This is a genomic window from Streptomyces cyslabdanicus (genome assembly GCF_052663305.1).
Map to the genome: position 1 here is coordinate 128,713 of NZ_JBQRUW010000002.1, position 19,005 is coordinate 147,717.

16 protein-coding genes are annotated in these 19,005 nt (G+C 72.2%); 2 read left to right on the plus strand and 14 right to left on the minus strand.

Translation table 11 applies throughout. The features are described 5' to 3' along the window. Positions 1-241 precede the first annotated feature (241 nt). On the plus strand, positions 242-1,156 hold the full coding sequence (locus ACTYVM_RS01175; protein WP_445524083.1) for a chitosanase: 915 nt from the start codon (positions 242-244) through the stop codon (positions 1,154-1,156). A 330-nt stretch (positions 1,157-1,486) separates the two neighbouring features. Here the strand turns inward: ACTYVM_RS01175 and ACTYVM_RS01180 are convergent, their stop codons facing one another. From ACTYVM_RS01180 to hisI, 14 genes are all read right to left on the minus strand, one after another. After that, a complete protein-coding gene (locus ACTYVM_RS01180; RefSeq protein ID WP_445524084.1) occupies positions 1,487-2,950 on the minus strand; it encodes a glutamate synthase subunit beta in 1,464 nt (487 codons plus the stop codon). Further along, positions 2,943-7,481 (minus strand): glutamate synthase large subunit, encoded by a 4,539-nt coding sequence (gene gltB / locus ACTYVM_RS01185; protein ID WP_445524250.1) that lies wholly within the window; start codon positions 7,479-7,481, stop codon positions 2,943-2,945. Before gltB ends, ACTYVM_RS01180 begins: the two co-directional genes overlap by 8 nt. A gap of 509 nt (positions 7,482-7,990) precedes the next feature. Then, positions 7,991-8,722 carry a VIT1/CCC1 transporter family protein gene (locus ACTYVM_RS01190; protein WP_445524085.1) on the minus strand — a complete coding sequence of 244 codons (732 nt, stop codon included), beginning with the start codon at positions 8,720-8,722 and terminating at the stop codon, positions 7,991-7,993. 333 nt (positions 8,723-9,055) lie between these two features. Next, positions 9,056-10,066: a prolipoprotein diacylglyceryl transferase gene (gene lgt, locus ACTYVM_RS01195; protein WP_445524086.1), complete on the minus strand. Its 1,011-nt coding sequence runs from the start codon at positions 10,064-10,066 to the stop codon at positions 9,056-9,058. An 84-nt stretch (positions 10,067-10,150) separates the two neighbouring features. After that, on the minus strand, positions 10,151-10,924 hold the full coding sequence (locus ACTYVM_RS01200; protein ID WP_445524087.1) for a DsbA family protein: 774 nt from the start codon (positions 10,922-10,924) through the stop codon (positions 10,151-10,153). Between the two features lie 89 nt (positions 10,925-11,013). Next, positions 11,014-11,850 carry a tryptophan synthase subunit alpha gene (gene trpA, locus ACTYVM_RS01205; RefSeq protein WP_445524088.1) on the minus strand — a complete coding sequence of 279 codons (837 nt, stop codon included), beginning with the start codon at positions 11,848-11,850 and terminating at the stop codon, positions 11,014-11,016. Further along, complete coding sequence (gene trpB, locus ACTYVM_RS01210) at positions 11,847-13,130, minus strand: tryptophan synthase subunit beta (protein ID WP_445524089.1); 1,284 nt, start codon at positions 13,128-13,130, stop codon at positions 11,847-11,849. The genes trpA and trpB overlap by 4 nt, the downstream gene beginning before the upstream one ends. 216 nt (positions 13,131-13,346) lie before the next feature. After that, the gene (gene trpM, locus ACTYVM_RS01215; RefSeq protein WP_361411586.1) at positions 13,347-13,535 is read right to left on the minus strand and encodes a tryptophan biosynthesis modulator TrpM; all 189 of its coding nucleotides are present in this window, start codon (positions 13,533-13,535) and stop codon (positions 13,347-13,349) included. A 47-nt stretch (positions 13,536-13,582) separates the two neighbouring features. After that, positions 13,583-14,392, minus strand: coding sequence for an indole-3-glycerol phosphate synthase TrpC (trpC, locus tag ACTYVM_RS01220; RefSeq protein ID WP_400025974.1), 810 nt, complete (start codon positions 14,390-14,392; stop codon positions 13,583-13,585). Between the two features lie 176 nt (positions 14,393-14,568). Next, positions 14,569-15,072, minus strand: coding sequence for a DUF2752 domain-containing protein (locus ACTYVM_RS01225; protein WP_445524090.1), 504 nt, complete (start codon positions 15,070-15,072; stop codon positions 14,569-14,571). A gap of 92 nt (positions 15,073-15,164) precedes the next feature. Continuing rightward, positions 15,165-15,410, minus strand: a complete 246-nt coding sequence (locus tag ACTYVM_RS01230) for an HGxxPAAW family protein (protein ID WP_400025970.1) — start codon at positions 15,408-15,410, stop codon at positions 15,165-15,167. Positions 15,411-15,553: 143 nt separating this feature from the next. Continuing rightward, complete coding sequence (locus tag ACTYVM_RS01235; protein WP_445524091.1) at positions 15,554-16,201, minus strand: TIGR02234 family membrane protein; 648 nt, start codon at positions 16,199-16,201, stop codon at positions 15,554-15,556. Positions 16,202-16,262: 61 nt separating this feature from the next. Beyond that, the gene (locus ACTYVM_RS01240; protein WP_400025968.1) at positions 16,263-17,777 is read right to left on the minus strand and encodes an anthranilate synthase component I; all 1,515 of its coding nucleotides are present in this window, start codon (positions 17,775-17,777) and stop codon (positions 16,263-16,265) included. A gap of 11 nt (positions 17,778-17,788) precedes the next feature. Then, positions 17,789-18,190, minus strand: coding sequence for a phosphoribosyl-AMP cyclohydrolase (gene hisI / locus ACTYVM_RS01245; RefSeq protein ID WP_445524092.1), 402 nt, complete (start codon positions 18,188-18,190; stop codon positions 17,789-17,791). A gap of 164 nt (positions 18,191-18,354) precedes the next feature. Between hisI and ACTYVM_RS01250 the strand changes: the two genes are divergently transcribed. Beyond that, positions 18,355-18,990, plus strand: coding sequence for a TIGR03085 family metal-binding protein (locus ACTYVM_RS01250; RefSeq protein ID WP_445524093.1), 636 nt, complete (start codon positions 18,355-18,357; stop codon positions 18,988-18,990). Positions 18,991-19,005 lie beyond the last annotated feature (15 nt).

Sequence of the window (19,005 nt, forward strand, 5' to 3'; positions counted from 1 at the left end):
CGCCTTTACCATCTGTCACAGCAGTTCGCTATTTTGTTCGCCGCCGTCCCCACCGATGCTCGGGCGCGGGCCGGCGGGGGGCGGCGTCGACCGGTGCATGGCGGGCCTGCTGCTGTGGTTGGTGTCTTCGCCGGCCTCACGTCCCGGCGGGCCCTGCTGGTCCTGCTCATGACGCTCAGCTGGGCGAAGGTCTCGGAACTGTCGGGAGGGGCGGCCTGATCAGGCCGTACAGGTATCTGTCATGAAACGTCCTGGAATATTGCTTCTGGTGGCCGCTCCAGTCGTCGCGTTCGCGGTGCTGCTCGCCGTCGATCCCCGGGATCCGGGTCCGGCCGCGGGGACGGGGAAGCACGCGTCGGTCGCCCACGAGTCCCGCAAGGGCACCAAGGCGCGTGCCGAGCGGTCGCAGGAGGAGGCCGAGGACGACGAGGTGGTCGCCGATGCCGCTCCGGGCCTCGCCGCGCCCAAGAAGAAGGATCTGGCCCAGCAACTCGTGGCGAGCGCCGTGCACTCCACGCTCGACTGGCGCAGCAGCTACGGCTCCATCGAGGACTTCGGCGACGGCCAGGGGTACACCGCGGGCGTCATCGGCTTCTGCACCGGCACCCAGGACCTGCTCACGCTGGTCGAGCACTACACCAAGGACCACCCGGACAACGCCCTCGCCGCGTACCTGCCGGCGCTGCGCGAGGTCGACGGCACGGACTCCCACGAGGGCCTGGACCCCGGCTTCACCGCGGCCTGGAAGGCCGAGTCGGAGCTGCCGGCCTTCCGCGAGGCCCAGGAGGCGGAGCGCGACCGCGCCTACTTCAACCCCGCCGTCCGCCTCGCCAAGCTGGACGGCCTGGGCACGCTCGGCCAGTTCGTCTACTACGACGCGATGGTCTTCCACGGCCCCGGCACCGACCCCGACAGCTTCTACGGCCTGCGCGAGCGCGTCCTGCAGGAGGTCGACACCCCGGCCATGGGCGGCAGCGAGAAGGCGTACCTCGACATCTTCCTGGACATTCACCGCAAGATCATGAAGGAGACGAAGCCCGACGTCGGCACCGAGCGCATCGACGCGGCCCAGCGGCAGTTCCTGAACGACGGGAACATGGATCTTCGGACTCCGCTGGTGTGGACGCTGCACGGCAAGACGTACCGGGTGCCCTAGTGCTGTGACCGGAAAGGTTTGCCGGGAAGCTCGCGGCGTCCGGTGCTGGGGGTACCTCCCACGCCGTCCAGGCAGTGGGGGAGCATCGCAAGGCGGAGCATCGCCCGCGTACTGGATGTACTCGGGTGATGCGACAACGCGGCGAGGTGCCGTGCCGGGCGCCGCGAGCCGGTGAACCTTTCCGGTCGCAGCACTAGGCGCTGGTCACGGTGCATGCGGCGGCGCCTGCCCAGTCGTCCGGTCGGGGACTGGGGCAGGCGCCGTCTGGTGCTCCGTACGCCGTTGTACGGACGTCTGCACGGGGACCGTCCGGTCCCCCGGTGGCCGTCGTCAGACCGTCAGCGCGCGGTCCGTCGGCCGGATCGGGGCCGGCAGGTCGCCGGCGCCCCTGAGGTGGCGGTCGACACCGCTGGCGGCGGAGCGGCCCTCGGCGATGGCCCACACGATGAGGGACTGGCCGCGGCCGGCGTCACCGGCGACGAAGACACCCGGCACGTTGGTCTGGAAGTCGGCGTCACGGGCGATGTTACCGCGCTCGTCCAGTTCCAGGCCGAACTGGTCGACCAGGCCGTTCTCCCGGTCGGTGCCGGTGAAGCCCATGGCGAGGGTGACCAGCTGGGCCGGGATCCTGCGCTCGCTGCCCGGCTTCCGGGCCGGCCTGCCGTCGACGAACTCGACCTCGGCCAGGTGCAGCCACTGCACGTTGCCGTCCTCGTCGCCCTCGAAGTGGGTCGTGGAGGCCGAGTAGATCCGCTCGCCGCCCTCCTCATGGGCCGAGGTGACCTTGTAGAGGATCGGGAAGGTCGGCCAGGGCTGGTCGACCGGGTGCCGCTCGTCGTTCGGGCGGGGCATGATCTCCAGCTGGGTGACGGAGGCCGCGCCCTGGCGGTGGGCGGTGCCCACGCAGTCCGCGCCCGTGTCGCCGCCGCCGATCACGACGACGTGCTTGCCCTGCGCCGAGATCGGGGCCACCACGTAGTCGCCCTCCTGGACCTTGTTGGCCAGGGGCAGGTACTCCATCGCCTGGTGGACGCCCCGCAGTTCACGGCCGGGGACGGGCAGGTCGCGGGCGGTGGTGGAGCCGGCGGCGATGACGACCGCGTCGTAGCGCTTCCTCAGGTCGGTGGCCTTGAGGTCGCGGCCGACCTCGACGCCGGTGCGGAAGCGGGTGCCCTCCGCGCGCATCTGCTCGACACGGCGGTTGATGTGCCGCTTCTCCATCTTGAATTCGGGGATGCCGTAGCGCAGGAGGCCACCGACGCGGTCCGCGCGCTCGTAGACGGCGACCGTGTGGCCCGCCCTGGTCAGCTGCTGGGCGGCGGCCAGGCCCGCCGGTCCCGAGCCGATGACGGCGACGGTCCTGCCGGACAGCCGCTCGGGGACGCGCGGGGCGACGTCGCCGTTCTCCCACGCCTGGTCGATGATCGAGACCTCGACGTTCTTGATGGTCACCGGCGGCCGACTGATGCCGAGCACACAGGCCGACTCGCAGGGCGCCGGGCACAGCCGGCCGGTGAACTCGGGGAAGTTGTTGGTCGCGTGCAGCCGTTCGGAGGCGGCGGCCCAGTCCCCGCGGTAGGCGTAGTCGTTCCACTCCGGGATCAGGTTCCCGAGCGGACAGCCGTTGTGGCAGAACGGGATGCCGCAGTCCATGCACCGGCCGGCCTGCCTGCTGATGATCGGCAGCAGCGAGCCGGGGACATGGACCTCGTTCCAGTCCTTGGTGCGCTCCTCGACCGGGCGGGACTCGGCGACCTCGCGGCCGTGGTTCAGAAAGCCCTTCGGGTCAGCCATGGATCGCCGCCTCCATCATCTTCTCGGTGATCTCGGTCTCGGACAGACCGGCCCGCTCGGCGGCGTCCTTGGCGGCGAGCACTGCCTTGTACGTACGGGGGATGATCTTGCTGAAGCGCTCCACCGCCGTGTCCCACTCGGCGAGCAGCTTCTCGGCGACGGTCGAGCCCGTCTCCTCCTGGTGCCGGCGCACGACGTCGTGCAGCCACTGCCGGTCGAAGTCGTCCAGCGCCTCGACCGCCGCCGCGTTGCCGGGGTTGACGTTGTCGCGGTCGAGGTCGACGACGTAGGCGATGCCGCCGGACATGCCGGCCGCGAAGTTGCGGCCGGTCTCGCCGAGGACCACCGCGCGCCCGCCGGTCATGTACTCGCAGCCGTGGTCGCCCACGCCCTCGGAGACGACCGTCGCGCCGGAGTTGCGCACGCAGAACCGCTCACCGGTCCTGCCACGCAGGAACATCTCGCCCCCGGTCGCGCCGTAGGCGAGGGTGTTGCCCGCGATGACGCTGTACTCGGCGAGGTGGTCGGCGGCGCGGTCCGGACGGACCACGATCCGGCCACCCGACAGGCCCTTGCCGACGTAGTCGTTGGCGTCGCCCTCCAGGCGCAGCGTGATGCCGCGCGGCACGAAGGCGCCGAAGGACTGGCCCGCCGAGCCGGTGAAGGTGATGTCGATGGTGTCGTCGGGCAGTCCCGCGCCGCCGAACCGCTTCGTCACCTCGTGGCCGAGCATGGTGCCGACCGTGCGGTTGATGTTGCGGATGGCGACCCGGGCGCGCACCGGCTGCGCGTCGGCGGCGCCCGTCGCGGCCAGGGAGTCGGCGGCGAGCCTGATCAGCTCGTTGTCGAGCGCCTTCTCCAGGCCGTGGTCCTGGGCGGTCACCTGGTGGCGCACCGCGCCCTCGGGCAGCTGGGGCACGTGGAACAGCGGCTCCAGGTCCAGGCCCTGCGCCTTCCAGTGGTCGACCGCCCGGGTCACGTCGAGGGCCTCGGCGTGGCCGACGGCCTCCTCGATGGAGCGGAAGCCCAGTTCGGCGAGGAGTTCGCGGACCTCCTCGGCGATGAACCGGAAGAAGTTCGCCACGTGCTCGGCCTGCCCGGTGAACCGCTCGCGGAGCACCGGGTTCTGGGTGGCGATGCCGACCGGGCAGGTGTCCAGGTGGCACACGCGCATCATGATGCAGCCGGAGACGACCAGCGGCGCGGTCGCGAAACCGAACTCCTCGGCGCCCAGGAGCGCGGCGATCACCACGTCGCGGCCGGTCTTGAGCTGGCCGTCAGTCTGCACGACGATGCGGTCCCGCAGTCCGTTGAGCAGGAGCGTCTGCTGGGTCTCGGCCAGGCCCAGCTCCCAGGGGCCGCCCGCGTGCTTCAGCGAGGTCAGCGGGGAGGCACCGGTACCGCCGTCGTGTCCGGAGATCAGGACCACGTCCGCATGCGCCTTGGAGACGCCCGCGGCGACCGTGCCGACGCCGACCTCGGAGACCAGCTTGACGTGGATCCGCGCCCGCGGGTTCGCGTTCTTCAGGTCGTGGATCAGCTGGGCCAGGTCCTCGATGGAGTAGATGTCGTGGTGCGGCGGCGGGGAGATCAGGCCGACGCCGGGGGTCGAGTGCCGGGTCCTGGCCACCCACGGGTAGACCTTGTGGCCGGGCAGCTGGCCGCCCTCGCCGGGCTTGGCGCCCTGGGCCATCTTGATCTGGATGTCGTCGGAGTTGACGAGGTACTCGCTGGTCACCCCGAAGCGGCCGGAGGCCACCTGCTTGATGGCGGACCGGCGGGCCGGGTCGTACAGGCGGTCCGCGTCCTCGCCGCCCTCGCCCGTGTTGGACTTGCCGCCCAGCTGGTTCATGGCGATGGCGAGGGTCTCGTGCGCCTCCTTGGAGATGGAGCCGTACGACATGGCGCCGGTGGAGAAGCGCCTGACGATCTCGCTGAGCGGCTCGACCTCGTCGACGGGGATCGGCGCGCGGCCGGAGGCGAAGCCGAACAGGCCGCGGAGCGTCATCAGGCGCTCGGACTGCTCGTTCACCCGGTCCGTGTACTTCTTGAAGATGTCGTAGCGGCCGGTGCGCGTGGAGTGCTGGAGGCGGAAGACCGTCTCCGGGTCGAACAGGTGCGGCTCGCCCTCGCGGCGCCACTGGTACTCGCCGCCGATCTCCAGCGCGCGGTGCGCCGGGGCGATGCCGGAGGCCGGGTAGGCCTTGGCGTGGCGGGCGGCGACCTCCTCGGCGATGACGTCGATGCCGACGCCGCCGATCTTGGTGGTGGTGCCGTTGAAGTACTGGTCGACGAAGTCGTCGTCCAGGCCGACGGCCTCGAAGACCTGGGCGCCGCGGTAGGAGGCGACGGTGGAGATGCCCATCTTGGACATGACCTTCAGCACGCCCTTGCCGAGGGCGTGGATGAGGTTGCGCAGGGCGTTCTCGGGCTCGCCGCCCGGCAGGAAGGTGCCGGCGCGGACCAGGTCCTCGACGGACTCCATGGCCAGGTACGGGTTGACTGCGGCGGCGCCGTAGCCGATCAGCAGGGCGACGTGGTGGACCTCGCGGACGTCGCCGGCCTCCACCAGCAGGCCCACGTGGGTGCGCTGCTTGGTGCGGATCAGGTGGTGGTGGACGGCCGCGGTGAGCAGCAGCGACGGGATAGGGGCGTGCTCGGCGTCCGAGTGGCGGTCGGACAGGACGATCAGGCGGGCGCCGTTGCCGATGGCGGCGTCGGCCTCGGCGCATATCTCCTCGATGCGCGCGGCCAGCGCGTCGCCGCCGCCGGAGACCCGGTACAGGCCGGAGAGGGTCGCGGCCTTGAAGCCGGGCATGTCGCCGTCGGCGTTGATGTGGATGAGCTTGGCCAGCTCGTCGTTGTCGATCACCGGGAAGGGCAGGACGACGCTGCGGCAGGAGGCCGCGGTCGGCTGGAGCAGATTGCCCTGCGGGCCGAGCGAGCTGCGCAGGGAGGTGACCAGCTCCTCGCGGATCGCGTCCAGCGGCGGGTTGGTGACCTGCGCGAACAGCTGGGTGAAGTAGTCGAAGAGCAGCCGCGGGCGCTCGGAGAGGGCCGCGATCGGCGAGTCGGTGCCCATGGAGCCGATCGGCTCGGCGCCGGTCCTGGCCATCGGTGCGAGCAGGACGCGCAGCTCCTCCTCGGTGTAGCCGAAGGTCTGCTGGCGGCGGGTGACCGAGGCGTGGGTGTGCACGATGTGCTCGCGCTCGGGCAGGTCGCCCAGCTCGATCTCGCCGGCCTGGACCCAGTCGGCGTAGGGCTGCTCGGCGGCGAGGGACGCCTTGATCTCGTCGTCCTCGATGATGCGGTGCTCGGCGGTGTCGACGAGGAACATGCGGCCGGGCTGGAGGCGGCCCTTGCGGACGACCCTGGCCGGGTCGATGTCGAGCACGCCGACCTCGGAGCCGAGGACGACGAGGCCGTCGTCGGTGACCCAGTAGCGGCCGGGGCGCAGGCCGTTGCGGTCGAGCACGGCGCCGACCTGGGTGCCGTCGGTGAAGGTGACGCAGGCCGGTCCGTCCCAGGGCTCCATCATCGTGGAGTGGTACTCGTAGAAGGCGCGCCGGGGCGGGTCCATGGCGTCGTGGTTCTCCCACGCCTCCGGGATCATCATCAGCACGGCGTGCGGCAGCGAGCGGCCGCCGAGGTGGAGCAGTTCCAGGACCTCGTCGAAGGAGGCGGAGTCGGAGGCGCCCGGCGTGCACACCGGGAAGATCCGCTCCAGCTTCTCCCGGGGACCGAACAGGTCGGAGGCCAGCCGGGACTCCCGGGCGCGCATCCAGTTGCGGTTGCCCTGGACGGTGTTGATCTCGCCGTTGTGCGCGACGAAGCGGTACGGGTGCGCGAGCGGCCAGCTCGGGAAGGTGTTCGTGGAGAAGCGGGAGTGGACGAGCGCGATGGCCGAGGCGAAGCGGCGGTCGGACAGGTCCGGGAAGAAGGGCTCCAGCTGACCGGTGGTGAGCATGCCCTTGTAGACAAGGGTGCGGGCCGACAGCGACGGGAAGTAGACGCCGGCCTCGCGCTCGGCGCGCCCCCGCAGCGCGAACGCCTTGCGGTCCAGGGCGATGCCCTCGCTCATGCCTCCCCCGGACTCCGTCCGGGAGGTGCCCCCAGAGACGAACAGCTGGCGGAAGACGGGCATGGTGGAGCGGGCGGTGGCGCCGAGCAGTTCGGGAGCGACCGGGACCTCGCGCCAGCCGAGGACGGTCAGGCCCTCGTCCGCCGCGATCGTCTCGATGCGGGAGACGACCTCCTCGGTGCCGTCCTCGGGCAGGAAGGCGATACCGACGGCGTAGGCGCCGGCCGCGGGCAGTTCGAATCCGGCCACCTCGCGCAGGAACGCGTCGGGCACCTGGGAGAGCAGGCCGGCGCCGTCGCCGGAGTCGGGCTCGGAGCCGGTCGCGCCGCGGTGTTCCAGGTTGCGCAGAACCGTGAGCGCCTGCTCGACCAGCGCATGGCTCGCCTCGCCGGTGAGGGTGGCGACGAAGCCGACGCCGCAGGCGTCGTGCTCGTAGCGGGGGTCGTACATGCCCTGTGCGGCAGGGCGGGCATCCATGAACGACCAGTTCTGGTCGTTCGCGGAGTGCTGGGACGGCTGGCGCGGCATACGCATCGGCTCTCCCGTCGTCGTCATCTGGCTGGGGGTCCCCTCCAGGCCGTTCAGGCTCTGGGGGAGCGCGTGCCGAGGGACGACGCTGGCCCTCTGTCTGAAATACGATATTTCGTGCAGATTACATGATGGAGGGTTTCTCGGGAATCGGAAACCGTGTTCCAGCATGCGGGCACCCCGGACTGACGGCGATGCACCGCGCCCGGCGGTGGAAGCTGTGGGGCGACGGCGGACGAGATCGGTCGGATCGGTGTCCGTCGGCCCGGGAGAGAGCAGGAAAGGGCGGAGTCGCCCGGCCCTGCGCATGCGGGTCAGGCCTCATTGCCTGTGAGTGCTTACGGCTCATGCCCCGCGGTCACACGGTCGAAACCAACGAGTGGACGAGCGACGGTGTACTTGTACGGTGATGCGCACAAGTATCAGCGGCCTCATCCTACGGCGGTTCCGAACAGGGTGCCCAGGGCGTAGGTCACAGCGGCGGCGGCACCACCCAGGGCAAGCTGCCGCAGACCGCTGTACCACCAGGTCCGCGCCGTCACCTTGGCCACCACCGCGCCACAGGCGAACAGTCCGACGAGGGCGAGCAGCACGGCCGGCCACAGCGCGGAGGCACCCAGCAGGTACGGCAGCAGCGGCAGGAGCGCGCCGAGCGCGAACGAGCCGAACGACGACACCGCGGCGACCAGCGGGGAGGGCAGGTCGCCGGGGTCGATCCCCAGCTCCTCCCGGGCGTGAATCTCCAGGGCCTGCTCGGGGTCCTTCGACAGCTGCCGGGCCACCTCCTGGGCGAGCCCGGGCTCCACGCCGCGCGAGACGTACAGGGCGGCGAGCTCCCGCTCCTCGTCCTCCGGATGCTTGCGCAGCTCACGGCGCTCGACGTCCAGCTCGGCCTGGACCAGCTCGCGCTGCGAGGCGACGGAGGTGTACTCGCCGGCGGCCATGGAGAAGGCACCCGCCGCAAGACCCGCGAGGCCGGTGAGGACGATGGTCTGCTGGCCCACCGCGCCGCCCGCCACACCGGTCATCAGGGCGAGGTTGGAGACCAGGCCGTCCATCGCGCCGAAGACCGCGGGGCGCAGCCAGCCACCGTTCACGTCGCGGTGCGTGTGGTTGTCGCGGTGCGCCTCGTGGAGCGTCGCTTCGGTGTCGATGATGGCCATGGCGTGGTCCCCCTGAGAGCTGGGCGCGAACTTAGGTAAGGCTGACTTTTGGACAAGTTCTATTTTTCGACAACGCCGAATCTACGCTCGAAATTTCACCGCCGCCAGCAAGGGAAGGCTGGGCTAACCTGCGGTTTTGCGTTGTCGCGCTCGTTCGCGACCTGACCTACGGCACCGACGTGGCGGGCGTCGACCGGGAGGAGGCGGCAGCCCCGGACCGCAAGGAGTACGCCCGCACGACCACCGCCCCGGGGGCGCCGAGGACGGGGCGCCGAACGACGAGGGCGCCCCGGTGGTCCGGGGCGCCCTCGCCTGCGTACGACCGGCCGGCCGTCAGCTCTTCCGCGCCGACTCGGCTCCGTCCTTCAGGTCGTCCTTCGCATCGTCGTCCGCGCCGTCCTTCGCTCCGGGGGACACGTCGGCGGTCGCTCGCGCGTCCTCCGTGCCCCGCGCGTCCCGCTCTCCGGCCGGCTTCTCGTCCTCGGTGCCCGCGCCGGTCCCGGCCGCGGTCGCCTCCTCGGCGGGTGCCAGGTCCGGCTCGACCTGCGGTTCGCGGCCCGGCCGCTTCTTGGCGGACACCCAGATGTAGGCCACCGCGAGCAGGAAGACGAGCAGCGCCGTCCAGTCGTTCAGGCGCACGCCCAGGAAGTGGTGGGCGTCGTCGACGCGCATGTACTCGATCCAGGCGCGGCCCACGCAGTACGCGGCGACGTACAGCGCGAACGCCCGTCCGTGGCCCAGCTTGAAGCGGCGGTCGGCCCAGATGACCAGGAAGCCGACACCGACGCACCACAGGGACTCGTACAGGAACGTCGGGTGGTAGTACCCCGGCATCCGGCCGTCCGTCGCGGAGGTGATGTGCAGCGCCCACGGAACGTGCGTCTCGCTGCCGTACAGCTCCTGGTTGAACCAGTTGCCCCAGCGGCCGATCGCCTGGGCGAAGGCGATGCCCGGTGCCACGGCGTCGGCGTACGCGGGCATCGGGATGCCCCGGCGCCGGGCGCCGATCCAGGCGCCGAGCCCGCCGAGCGCGATCGCGCCCCAGATACCGAGGCCGCCCTCCCACACCTTGAAGGCGTCCACCCAGTCACGGCCCTCGCTGAAGTACAGCTCGTAGTCCGTGATCACGTGGTAGAGGCGTCCGCCGACCAGGCCGAAGGGCACGGCCCAGACCGCGATGTCGGCCACCGTGCCGGTCCGCCCGCCCCGGGCGATCCAGCGCTTGTTGCCGAGCCAGACGGCAACGAAGACGCCGATGATGATGCAGAACGCGTAGCCGCGCAACGGAATCGGGCCGAGGTACAGCACACCGCGCGACGGGCTGGGAATGTAGGCAAGTTCCATGGCAGGGTCGACGCTACCGCAGCCGGAGCGGGACGGCCGCAAGCAGCCCGGCTACGGGTCCATAACGGGCGGTTCGTGCCTCACTCATTTGGTGTCGGCCGCCTCCACCATCTGCTTCAGCTTCGCCGGCGTCATCGTCTGGTCCTGGAGGATGTTCTTCCCGTTCAGCAGGACGGTCGGGGTGCCCGAGAAGCTGCCGGCCTGGAAGGCCTGGTGGGACTTGTCGACCCAGCCGTCGTGCGTGCCGTCCTTGACGCACTTGTCGAAGGCCGGGGTGCTCAGGCCGCTCACCTTGCCCGCGAGCTGGATGAGCTTGGTGTTGTCGGCGAAGGCGTCGTCGGTCTCCTTGGGCTGGTTGTCATAGAGCACGTTGTGGTAGGCGGGGAACTTGCCGGCGTCCTGGGCGCAGGCCGCCGCGTTGGCCGCGCGCAGGGAGCCGGTGCCCCCGAGGTTGCCGTCGATCAGCCTGACCAGGTGGTACTCGATTCTGAGCTTGCCGGAGTCGGTCAGCTCGCGGATCGTCGGCCGGTACGCCGTCTCGAAGGCCTGGCAGGCCGGGCAGCGGAAGTCCTCCCACACGGTGAGCGTCGACTTGGCTCCGTCCCGGCCGACCGGGATCGCCAGGCTGTCCTTGCCCTGCGCGCCGGAGGGCGCCACGACCGGGCCCGCGCTGCTGCTCTTGTGCTTGCCGGAGTTGGCGGCCACCACGCCGATCACCGCCGCCAGGCCCAGGACGCAGACCACGGTCGCGGCCACGATCAGCGTGCGCCGCCGCCTCTCCGCGGACTTCTGCTTCTCGCGCTCGGCCGCCAGACGCTGTCTGGCGCTGCGCTTTCCCTGATGGTTCTTCTCGCTCACACCCCCTGAACGAACCGGGGAGGCCCAATGTGCCTCCCCGGTGCGCGGACCACTCGTTCGGGCGATCGAGGGCGGTGCCGCGGCCGTCGTCACGCCTGCCGGCGCACCCCGCTCGCCAGCTCGCCCGCGAGGGCGCGGACGGCCTCGACGCCGGCCGCCGGGTCCGGGGCCTCCAGCATCCGCTTGACGAAGGCCGAACCGACGATCACACCGTCGGCGAAGCCGGCGACCTCCGCGGCCTGGGCGCGGTCGGAGACGCCGAGGCCGACGCAGACGGGCAGGCCCGTGCCGGTGGCCCGGGTGCGTTCCACCAGGTCCTGGGCCTGTGAGCCCACCGACTCACGAGTGCCGGTGACGCCCATCAGGGAGGCGGCGTAGACGAATCCGGAGCCGGCCGCGGTGATCTCGGCGAGCCGCTCGTCCTTGCTGCTGGGCGCGACGACGAACACCGTCGCCAGGCCGTGCTTCTCGGCGTGCTCCCGCCACAGGGCCGACTCCTGGACCGGCAGGTCCGGCAGGATGCAGCCGGCGCCGCCCGCCTCGGCGAGTTCGGCGGTGAACCGCTCCACGCCGTAGCGGTCGACCGGGTTCCAGTACGTCATGACGAGCACCGGCTTGCCGGTGGCCGCGTGGGCCTCCTTCACCGTGCGCATGACGTCCGCGATCCTGACACCGCCGCGCAGGGCGATGTCGTCGGCCGTCTGGATGACGGGGCCGTCCAGGACCGGGTCGCTGTGCGGCAGCCCGACCTCGACGACGTCGGCGCCCCCGTCGAAGACCGCCTTGATGGCCTCGATGCCGCCGTCCACGGTCGGGAACCCGGCCGGCAGGTAGGCGATGAGGGCGGACCGGCCCTCGGCCTTGGCGGCGGCCAGGGTGTCGGCCAGCAGCCGGCCCTGCCCACCGGTCGTCGTGGTCGCGCTCACTTGGCGTCCCCCTCGATCTCGGCGGTGTCGGCCGCGTCGGCGGCCACCGCGGCGTCGGCGTCGTACAGGCCGAAGTAGCGGGCGGCGGTGTCCATGTCCTTGTCGCCGCGGCCGGAGAGGTTGACCACGATCAGCCCGTCCTCGCCCAGTTCCCGGCCCACCTCGAGGGCGCCGGCCAGCGCGTGCGCGCTCTCGATCGCCGGGATGATGCCCTCGGTGCGCGACAGCAGCCGCAGGGCCTGCATGGCGGCGTCGTCGGTGACCGCGCGGTACTCCCCGCGGCCGGAGTCCTTGAGGTAGGAGTGCTCGGGGCCGATGCCCGGGTAGTCCAGGCCGGCGGAGATGGAGTACGGCTCGGTGATCTGGCCCTCGTCGTCCTGGAGGACGTAGGAGCGGGAGCCGTGCAGGATGCCGGGCTCGCCCGCGGTCAGGGTGGCCGCGTGCTCGCCGGTCTCGATGCCGTGCCCGGCGGGCTCGCACCCGACGAGGCGGACGTCGGCGTCCGGGATGAAGGCGTGGAAGAGGCCGATGGCGTTGGAGCCCCCGCCGACGCAGGCGACGGCCGCGTCGGGCAGCCGCCCGGCGTGCTCCAGGATCTGACGCCGTGCCTCGACGCCGATGACCCGGTGGAAGTCGCGGACCATGGCCGGGAAGGGGTGCGGTCCGGCGACGGTCCCGAACAGGTAGTGGGTGCGGTCGACGTTGGCCACCCAGTCGCGGAATGCCTCGTTGATGGCGTCCTTCAGGGTGCGGCTGCCGGACTGCACGGCGACGACCTCGGCGCCGAGCATGCGCATCCGGGCCACGTTCAGGGCCTGCCGCTTCGTGTCGATCTCACCCATGTAGATCGTGCACTGGAGGCCGAAGAGCGCGCAGGCGGTGGCGGTCGCGACGCCGTGCTGCCCGGCGCCGGTCTCGGCGATCACCCGGGTCTTGCCCATCCGCTTGGTGAGCAGGGCCTGGCCGAGCACGTTGTTGATCTTGTGGGAGCCGGTGTGGTTGAGGTCCTCGCGCTTGAGGAACACCCGGGCGCCGCCGGCGTGCTCGGCGAAGCGGGGCACCTCGGTCAGGGCGCTGGGGCGGCCGGTGTAGTGGGCGAGCAGGTCGTCGAGTTCGCGGGCGAACTCGGGGTCGGCCTTGGCCTTGTCGTACTCGACGGCGACCTCGTCCACGGCGGCGACCAGCGCCTCCGGGATGAACTTGCCGCCGAACGCGCCGAAGTAGCCCTCGGCGCTCGGCACCTGGCCCTCCGGGTCGGGAATGAAGAACTCGCTGGGCATGCGGATACCTCACAGGGGCGTCTGCCCCGGGATCGGTCGGTCTGAGGGTCACGGTGGTCGCGTGCGCGTGCCGTGCCGTGCTCCGTGCGTACCCGCACGGGCGTCAGCGGGCGGGCCACCGGGCCGGCGGCCGAACCGCGGTCGGGGTACGACGACGGGGGCCGGGAGCGGCGGGGACCGGGGCGACCGACTGGAAACCGGACGACGCGGCTCGGCTCACCGCTGGTGGCGCGCACGCGGGCGACGCCATCGCATGCCGTTGACCTGGCCCGGTTCGTCACCGATGACGTACCGCACCCTGCGGCCGTGCACGCGGCGTGCGGGCGCGCGGCAACCACGGGGCCGGCAGCCGCGCGCGAGGCGGGCGTACGGGTCCCGGGAGGGTTCGGCGATCGGGAGGGTCATCGCGGCACACTCTACCGGCGTGCGGCCACTCGGGTGAGCGGCTCGCGTCAGCCGCGCCCGTGCCTCAGCGCCGGGTGCGCCCCGGCCGCCACCATGTCGGCGACCGCCGTCTTCGGGTCGCGGCCGGTGACGAGGGACTCGCCGACCAGGACCGCGTCGGCGCCGGCGTTGGCGTAGGCGATGAGGTCGTGCGGGCCGCGCACCCCGGACTCGGCGACCTTGACGAGACCGTCGGGGATCTCCGGGGCCACCCGCTCGAAGGTGTCACGGTCGACCTCGAGCGTCTTCAGGTTGCGCGCGTTGACACCGATCACCTTGGCGCCCGCGTCCACCGCGCGCTCGGCCTCCTCCTCGTCGTGGACCTCGACGAGCGGGGTGAGCCCGATGGACACCGCGCGCTCGATCAGCGACTCCAGGGCCGGCTGGTCCAGGGCGGCGACGATGAGCAGGGCGAGGTCGGCGCCGTAGGCCCGGGCCTCCCACAGCTGGTACGAGGTGACGATGAAGTCCTTGCGCAGGACCGGGATGTCCACGCGTGCGCGGACCGCCTCCAGATCGGCCAGCGAGCCGCCGAAGCGGCGCTGCTCGGTCAGCACCGAGATGACGGAGGCGCCGCCGGCCTCGTAGTCCGCGGCGAGCCCGGCCGGGTCGGCGATCGCGGCCAGCGCGCCCTTGGACGGGCTGGAGCGCTTGACCTCGCAGATGACCTTGACGCCGTCGCCACGCAGCGCGGCGGCTCCGTCCTTGGCCGCGGGCGCCTTCGCCGCGCGCTCCTTGAGCTCGTCGAGGCTGACGCGCGCCTGCCGCTCCGAAAGGTCGGCACGGACTCCGTCGATGATCTCGTCGAGCACACTCACGCGAGCGGCCCCCTTCCGGGCGGTGGACTGTTCCAGCGGGTCGATCGGCCCCCGGCGGTCCGCCGCGAGCCGACGAGGCGGGCGGAACCGGTGGTCACTGCGATGGTATCCGGAGCTGGGCGCCGACCTCGCATCCGGTGGACGGCGGTCCCACTACCTGGACATACCGTGCCCGATCAAGGATGGAGCAGGCCACCGAACGGCAGGTTCCGGACAACGGTGAATAGCAGCAGCAGGGCACCGAGGCTCCACAGGTGCGCCGGCCCGAGCACGAGGCGCGTGGGCCGCCCGCGTGCGGCGCGCACGGCCCACAGCGTCCACCCCACGGCGAAGACCAGGTAGCCCACGACGGCGAGGGCGTTGTCGTGCAGGGCGGTCGCGAGGTCCCCGTGGACGAAGGCGTGGGCGCTGCGCAGCCCGCCGCAGCCGGGACAGTAGACACCGGTGTAGCGCAGCAGGGGGCAGACCGGATAGTGGCCGGGCTCGTTGGGGTCCACGGCCCCGACGTAGGCGAAGGCCCCGGCGACGGCGGCCAGGACCCCGGCGGGTACCGCGAGCCGCCCGAGCACGGAGGTGGCGCGGCCGGGGACGGCGGTGGCGTCCTGGACGCGGCGTGGGCGGGGCAGGGGCGTCCGGCCGTGCGTCACCTTCTGGTGGCTGTCGGGGTTCACGCCTCGCATTCTGCCTCCGACCGGGCACACACGCGCGCGAGGGGCGGCACCGGGCCGCCCCTTCCACGGTCGAGTCGTACGGGTCCCGCCCCGCGCGGACCTCAGCTCTCGACGCGGGCCGCCTCGCGCGGGCCGACCTGGTGCACCGGGTGCTCGTTCTTCTGACCGAGGCCCATCATGCGCATGATGCCGCCGACGACGCCGCCGGCCAGCACGATCCCGATGCCGACCCAGAAGCCGACCGGCTGGGCCATCACCATGAAGGCGCCCGCGACGCAGAAACCGATGAAGGCGATGATGACACCGGTCCAGGCGGCCGGGGTGTGACCGTGGCTGCTGCCCGCCATGACTTGCTCCTCGTTGCTGTGTTCTTGTCTGAGCCGGACGCTCGGCTCCATTGTCCCGCACGCGTGCACACGACGTGAGCGGGGGTGGCTCCTCGCGACCGCCGTTCGGGCCCGGCGGGAATCGCGTCCCGGCCGGGCCGCGGTCAGGCGGGTCCGGTGCCGGTCGGGTCCTCGCCGCGGTCGAGGGCCTTCCACAGGTCCTCGGGGCGGTCGGGGTCGGCCGGGCGGGGCGCGCGGGAGCGGGGGGCGCCGGAGCGCTCGTAGCGGCCGGACATGCCCGGCCACAGGCGCCCGTAGCGCAGGGCGAGCAGGCCGGACAGGAGCAGCAGCACCCCGCCGACGGCCGCGACGTAGGGCCAGCCGGTGTGGCCGAGCGCGGCGGCGGTCGCGGCGGTGTCGCCGGAGACCTGGGCGGCCTTCTCGTCGAGGGCGGCGCCGTCGGCGGCGCCGAGCAGGGCGGCGGCGACCGTGCCCGCGCCGGAGAGCGCGAGCAGCAGGGCGACCAGGACGCGGCCGGAGCGGCGGACGGCGAAGACGGCGACGAGCGCGGCCAGGCCCACTATGGCGAGCGCCGCGGGCACGCCCGTGACCTCGCTGCCCTTGGCGGTCAGCGGGAAGGCGCCGCCGGCCACCGTCGCGGTGCCCTCCGCCCAGCGCTGCCGGGAGGCGAGCAGCGCCACGGCCGCGCCGAGCGCGCCGCAGAGCAGGGCGACGGCGAGGCTGCGGCGGCCGGACCGGACGGGGTCGGCGGCTTCGGAACGGGGGTGAGGTAGGGCAGTCACGTACTCCACTATCGCTCGGACCGCGGGCGCGGCGTCATCCGGGGTTCATGTGCCGGACGTGAGAAACGCCCTACTGTCCCAGCCGGTTCGCGGTGTGCACCGCCCGCAGCACGGCCGCGGCCTTGTTGCGGCACTCGGTGTCCTCGGCCACCGGGTCGGAGTCGGCGACGACGCCGGCGCCCGCCTGGACGTAGGCGGTGCCGTCGCGCAGCAGGGCGGTGCGGATGGCGATGGCGGTGTCGGAGTCGCCGGCGAAGTCCAGGTAGCCCACGCAGCCGCCGTACAACCCCCGCCGGGACGGCTCGAGTTCGTCGATGATCTGCATGGCCCGGGGCTTCGGCGCGCCCGACAGGGTGCCGGCCGGGAAGCAGGCGGTGAGCACGTCGAAGGAGGTGCGGCCCGCCGCGACCCGTCCGGTCACGGTGGAGACGATGTGCATGACGTGCGAGTACCGCTCGACGGACATGAAGTCGACGACCTCGACGGAGCCCGGCTCGCAGACCCGGCCCAGGTCGTTGCGCCCGAGGTCGACGAGCATCAGGTGCTCGGCGCGCTCCTTGGGGTCGGCGAGCAGCTCTTCGGCGAGGGCCTGGTCCTGCTGCGGGGTGGCGCCGCGCGGCCGGGTGCCGGCGATGGGGTGGACCATGGCCCGCCCGTCCTCGACCTTCACCAGGGCCTCCGGGGACGAGCCGACGACGTCGAAGGCGTCTCCGTCCCCGCAGGGGAAGCGGAACAGGTACATGTACGGCGAGGGGTTGGTGGCCCTGAGCACCCGGTAGACGTCCAGCGCGCTCGCCGTGCACGGCGTCTCGAAGCGCTGCGAGGGGACGACCTGGAAGGCCTCGCCCGCGCGGATGCGCTCCTTGACGTCCTCCACGGCCGCCTGGAAGTCCGCGCCGCCCCACAGCGCGGTGTACTCGGGCAGTTCGGAGGGCGGCAGCGCGGCGGGTGGCTGGACGACCGGGCGGGACAGGTCCGCCTCCATGGCGTCCAGTCGGGCCACCGCGTCGGCGTACGCCTCGTCGACGCCGGTGTCCAGGTCGTTGTGGTTGATCGCGTTGGCGATCAGCAGGACCGTGCCGTCCCAGTGGTCGAGGACCGCGAGGTCGGAGGTGAGGAGCATGGTCAGCTCGGGCAGCCGCAGGTCGTCGCGCTCGCCGGGGCCGATCTTCTCCAGGCGGCGCACGATGTCGTAGCCGAGGTAGCCCACCATGCCGCCGGTGAAGGGCGGCAGGCCCAGGTCGTGGGCGAGGTCGCGGGGGGTGTGCAGGGTCTCGACGGTGGTGCGCAGGGCGGCGAGCGGGTCGCCCTCGGCGGGGACGCCGACGGGCGGGGTGCCGAGCCAGTGGGCCTGCCCGCCGCGCTCGGTGAGGGTGGCGTCGCTGCGGACGCCGACGAAGGAGTACCGGGACCAGGTGAACGCGTTGCTGCCGTTCTCCGCGGACTCCAGCAGGAAGGTGCCGGGGCGTTCGGCGGCGAGCTTGCGGTAGAGCCCGACCGGGGTGTCGCCGTCGGCGAGGAGCTTGCGCGTGACCGGGATGACGCGGCGGTCGGTGGCGAGCTTGCGGAACGTCTCGAGGTCCATGGCCGCTGACCCTACTGACCTTCGGTGTCCGCGCCGGAACCGGCGTCCTTCAGCAGGACGTCGGCGTCGAAGCAGGTGCGGTCGCCGGTGTGGCAGGCGGCGCCCACCTGGTCGACCTTGACCAGCACGGTGTCGGCGTCGCAGTCCAGGGCGACGGACTTGACGTGCTGCACGTGCCCGGAGGTGTCGCCCTTGACCCAGTACTCCCGGCGGCTGCGCGACCAGTAGGTGCAGCGGCCGGTGGTCAGCGTGCGGTGCAGCGCCTCGTCGTCCATCCAGCCGAGCATCAGTACCTCACCGGTGTCGTACTGCTGGGCGATGGCGGGCAGGAGGCCGTCGGCGCTGCGCTTGAGGCGGCGGGCGATCTCCTGGTCGAGGCTGCTGGGCGTGGGTGAGCCGGGCGTGCTGGTCATGGGTGCCATTGTGCCGCGCGGGACCGCCGCCCGGGGCCGGTGTTCCACTGGGTGGGCGCCGTGGCGCGACGGGGCCTTCGGGCGCCGGCCCCGAGGGGTCCCGTCGCCGCGGGGTGGCCGGTCGACGAGTGGGCGTGCGCGCTACGTGGTCGTAGGCTGGCTGTATGTCGACCTTTGCCAAGCGTGAACGGCTCCTTCTCGCCGATCTCTTGGAGACCGCCGGTCCCGAGGCGCCCACCCTCTGCGAGGGGTGGCTCACCCGTGACCTGGCGGCGCACGTGGTGGTGCGTGAGCGGCGTCCCGACGCGGTCGGGGGCGTCCTGATCAAGCCGCTGGCTCCCCGCCTCCAGAAGGTGATGGAGGAGTACGCGGCGAAGCCGTACGAGGAGCTGATCCAGCTGATCCGTACCGGCCCGCCGCGCTTCTCACCCTTCCAGCTCAAGCAGATCGACGAGGTGGCCAACACCGTCGAGTTCTACGTCCACACCGAGGACGTGCGCCGCGCCCAGCCCGACTGGGCGCCGCGCGAGCTCGACCCGGTCTTCCAGGACACCCTGTGGTCCCGGCTCGAGCGCACCGCCAAGCTGCTGGGCCGGGGCATCCCCACCGGCCTGGTCCTGCGCCGGCCCGACGGCCGGACGGCCGTCGCGCACCGGGGCACGCCGGTGGTGACGGTGACCGGCGAGCCGTCGGAGCTGCTGCTGTTCGCGTTCGGCCGGCAGAGCGCGGCCCGGGTCGAGGCGGTCGGTGACCAGGACGCGGTCACGAAGCTTTCGGAGACCAAGCAGCTGGGGCTCTGAACCCCGCCGCGCCGC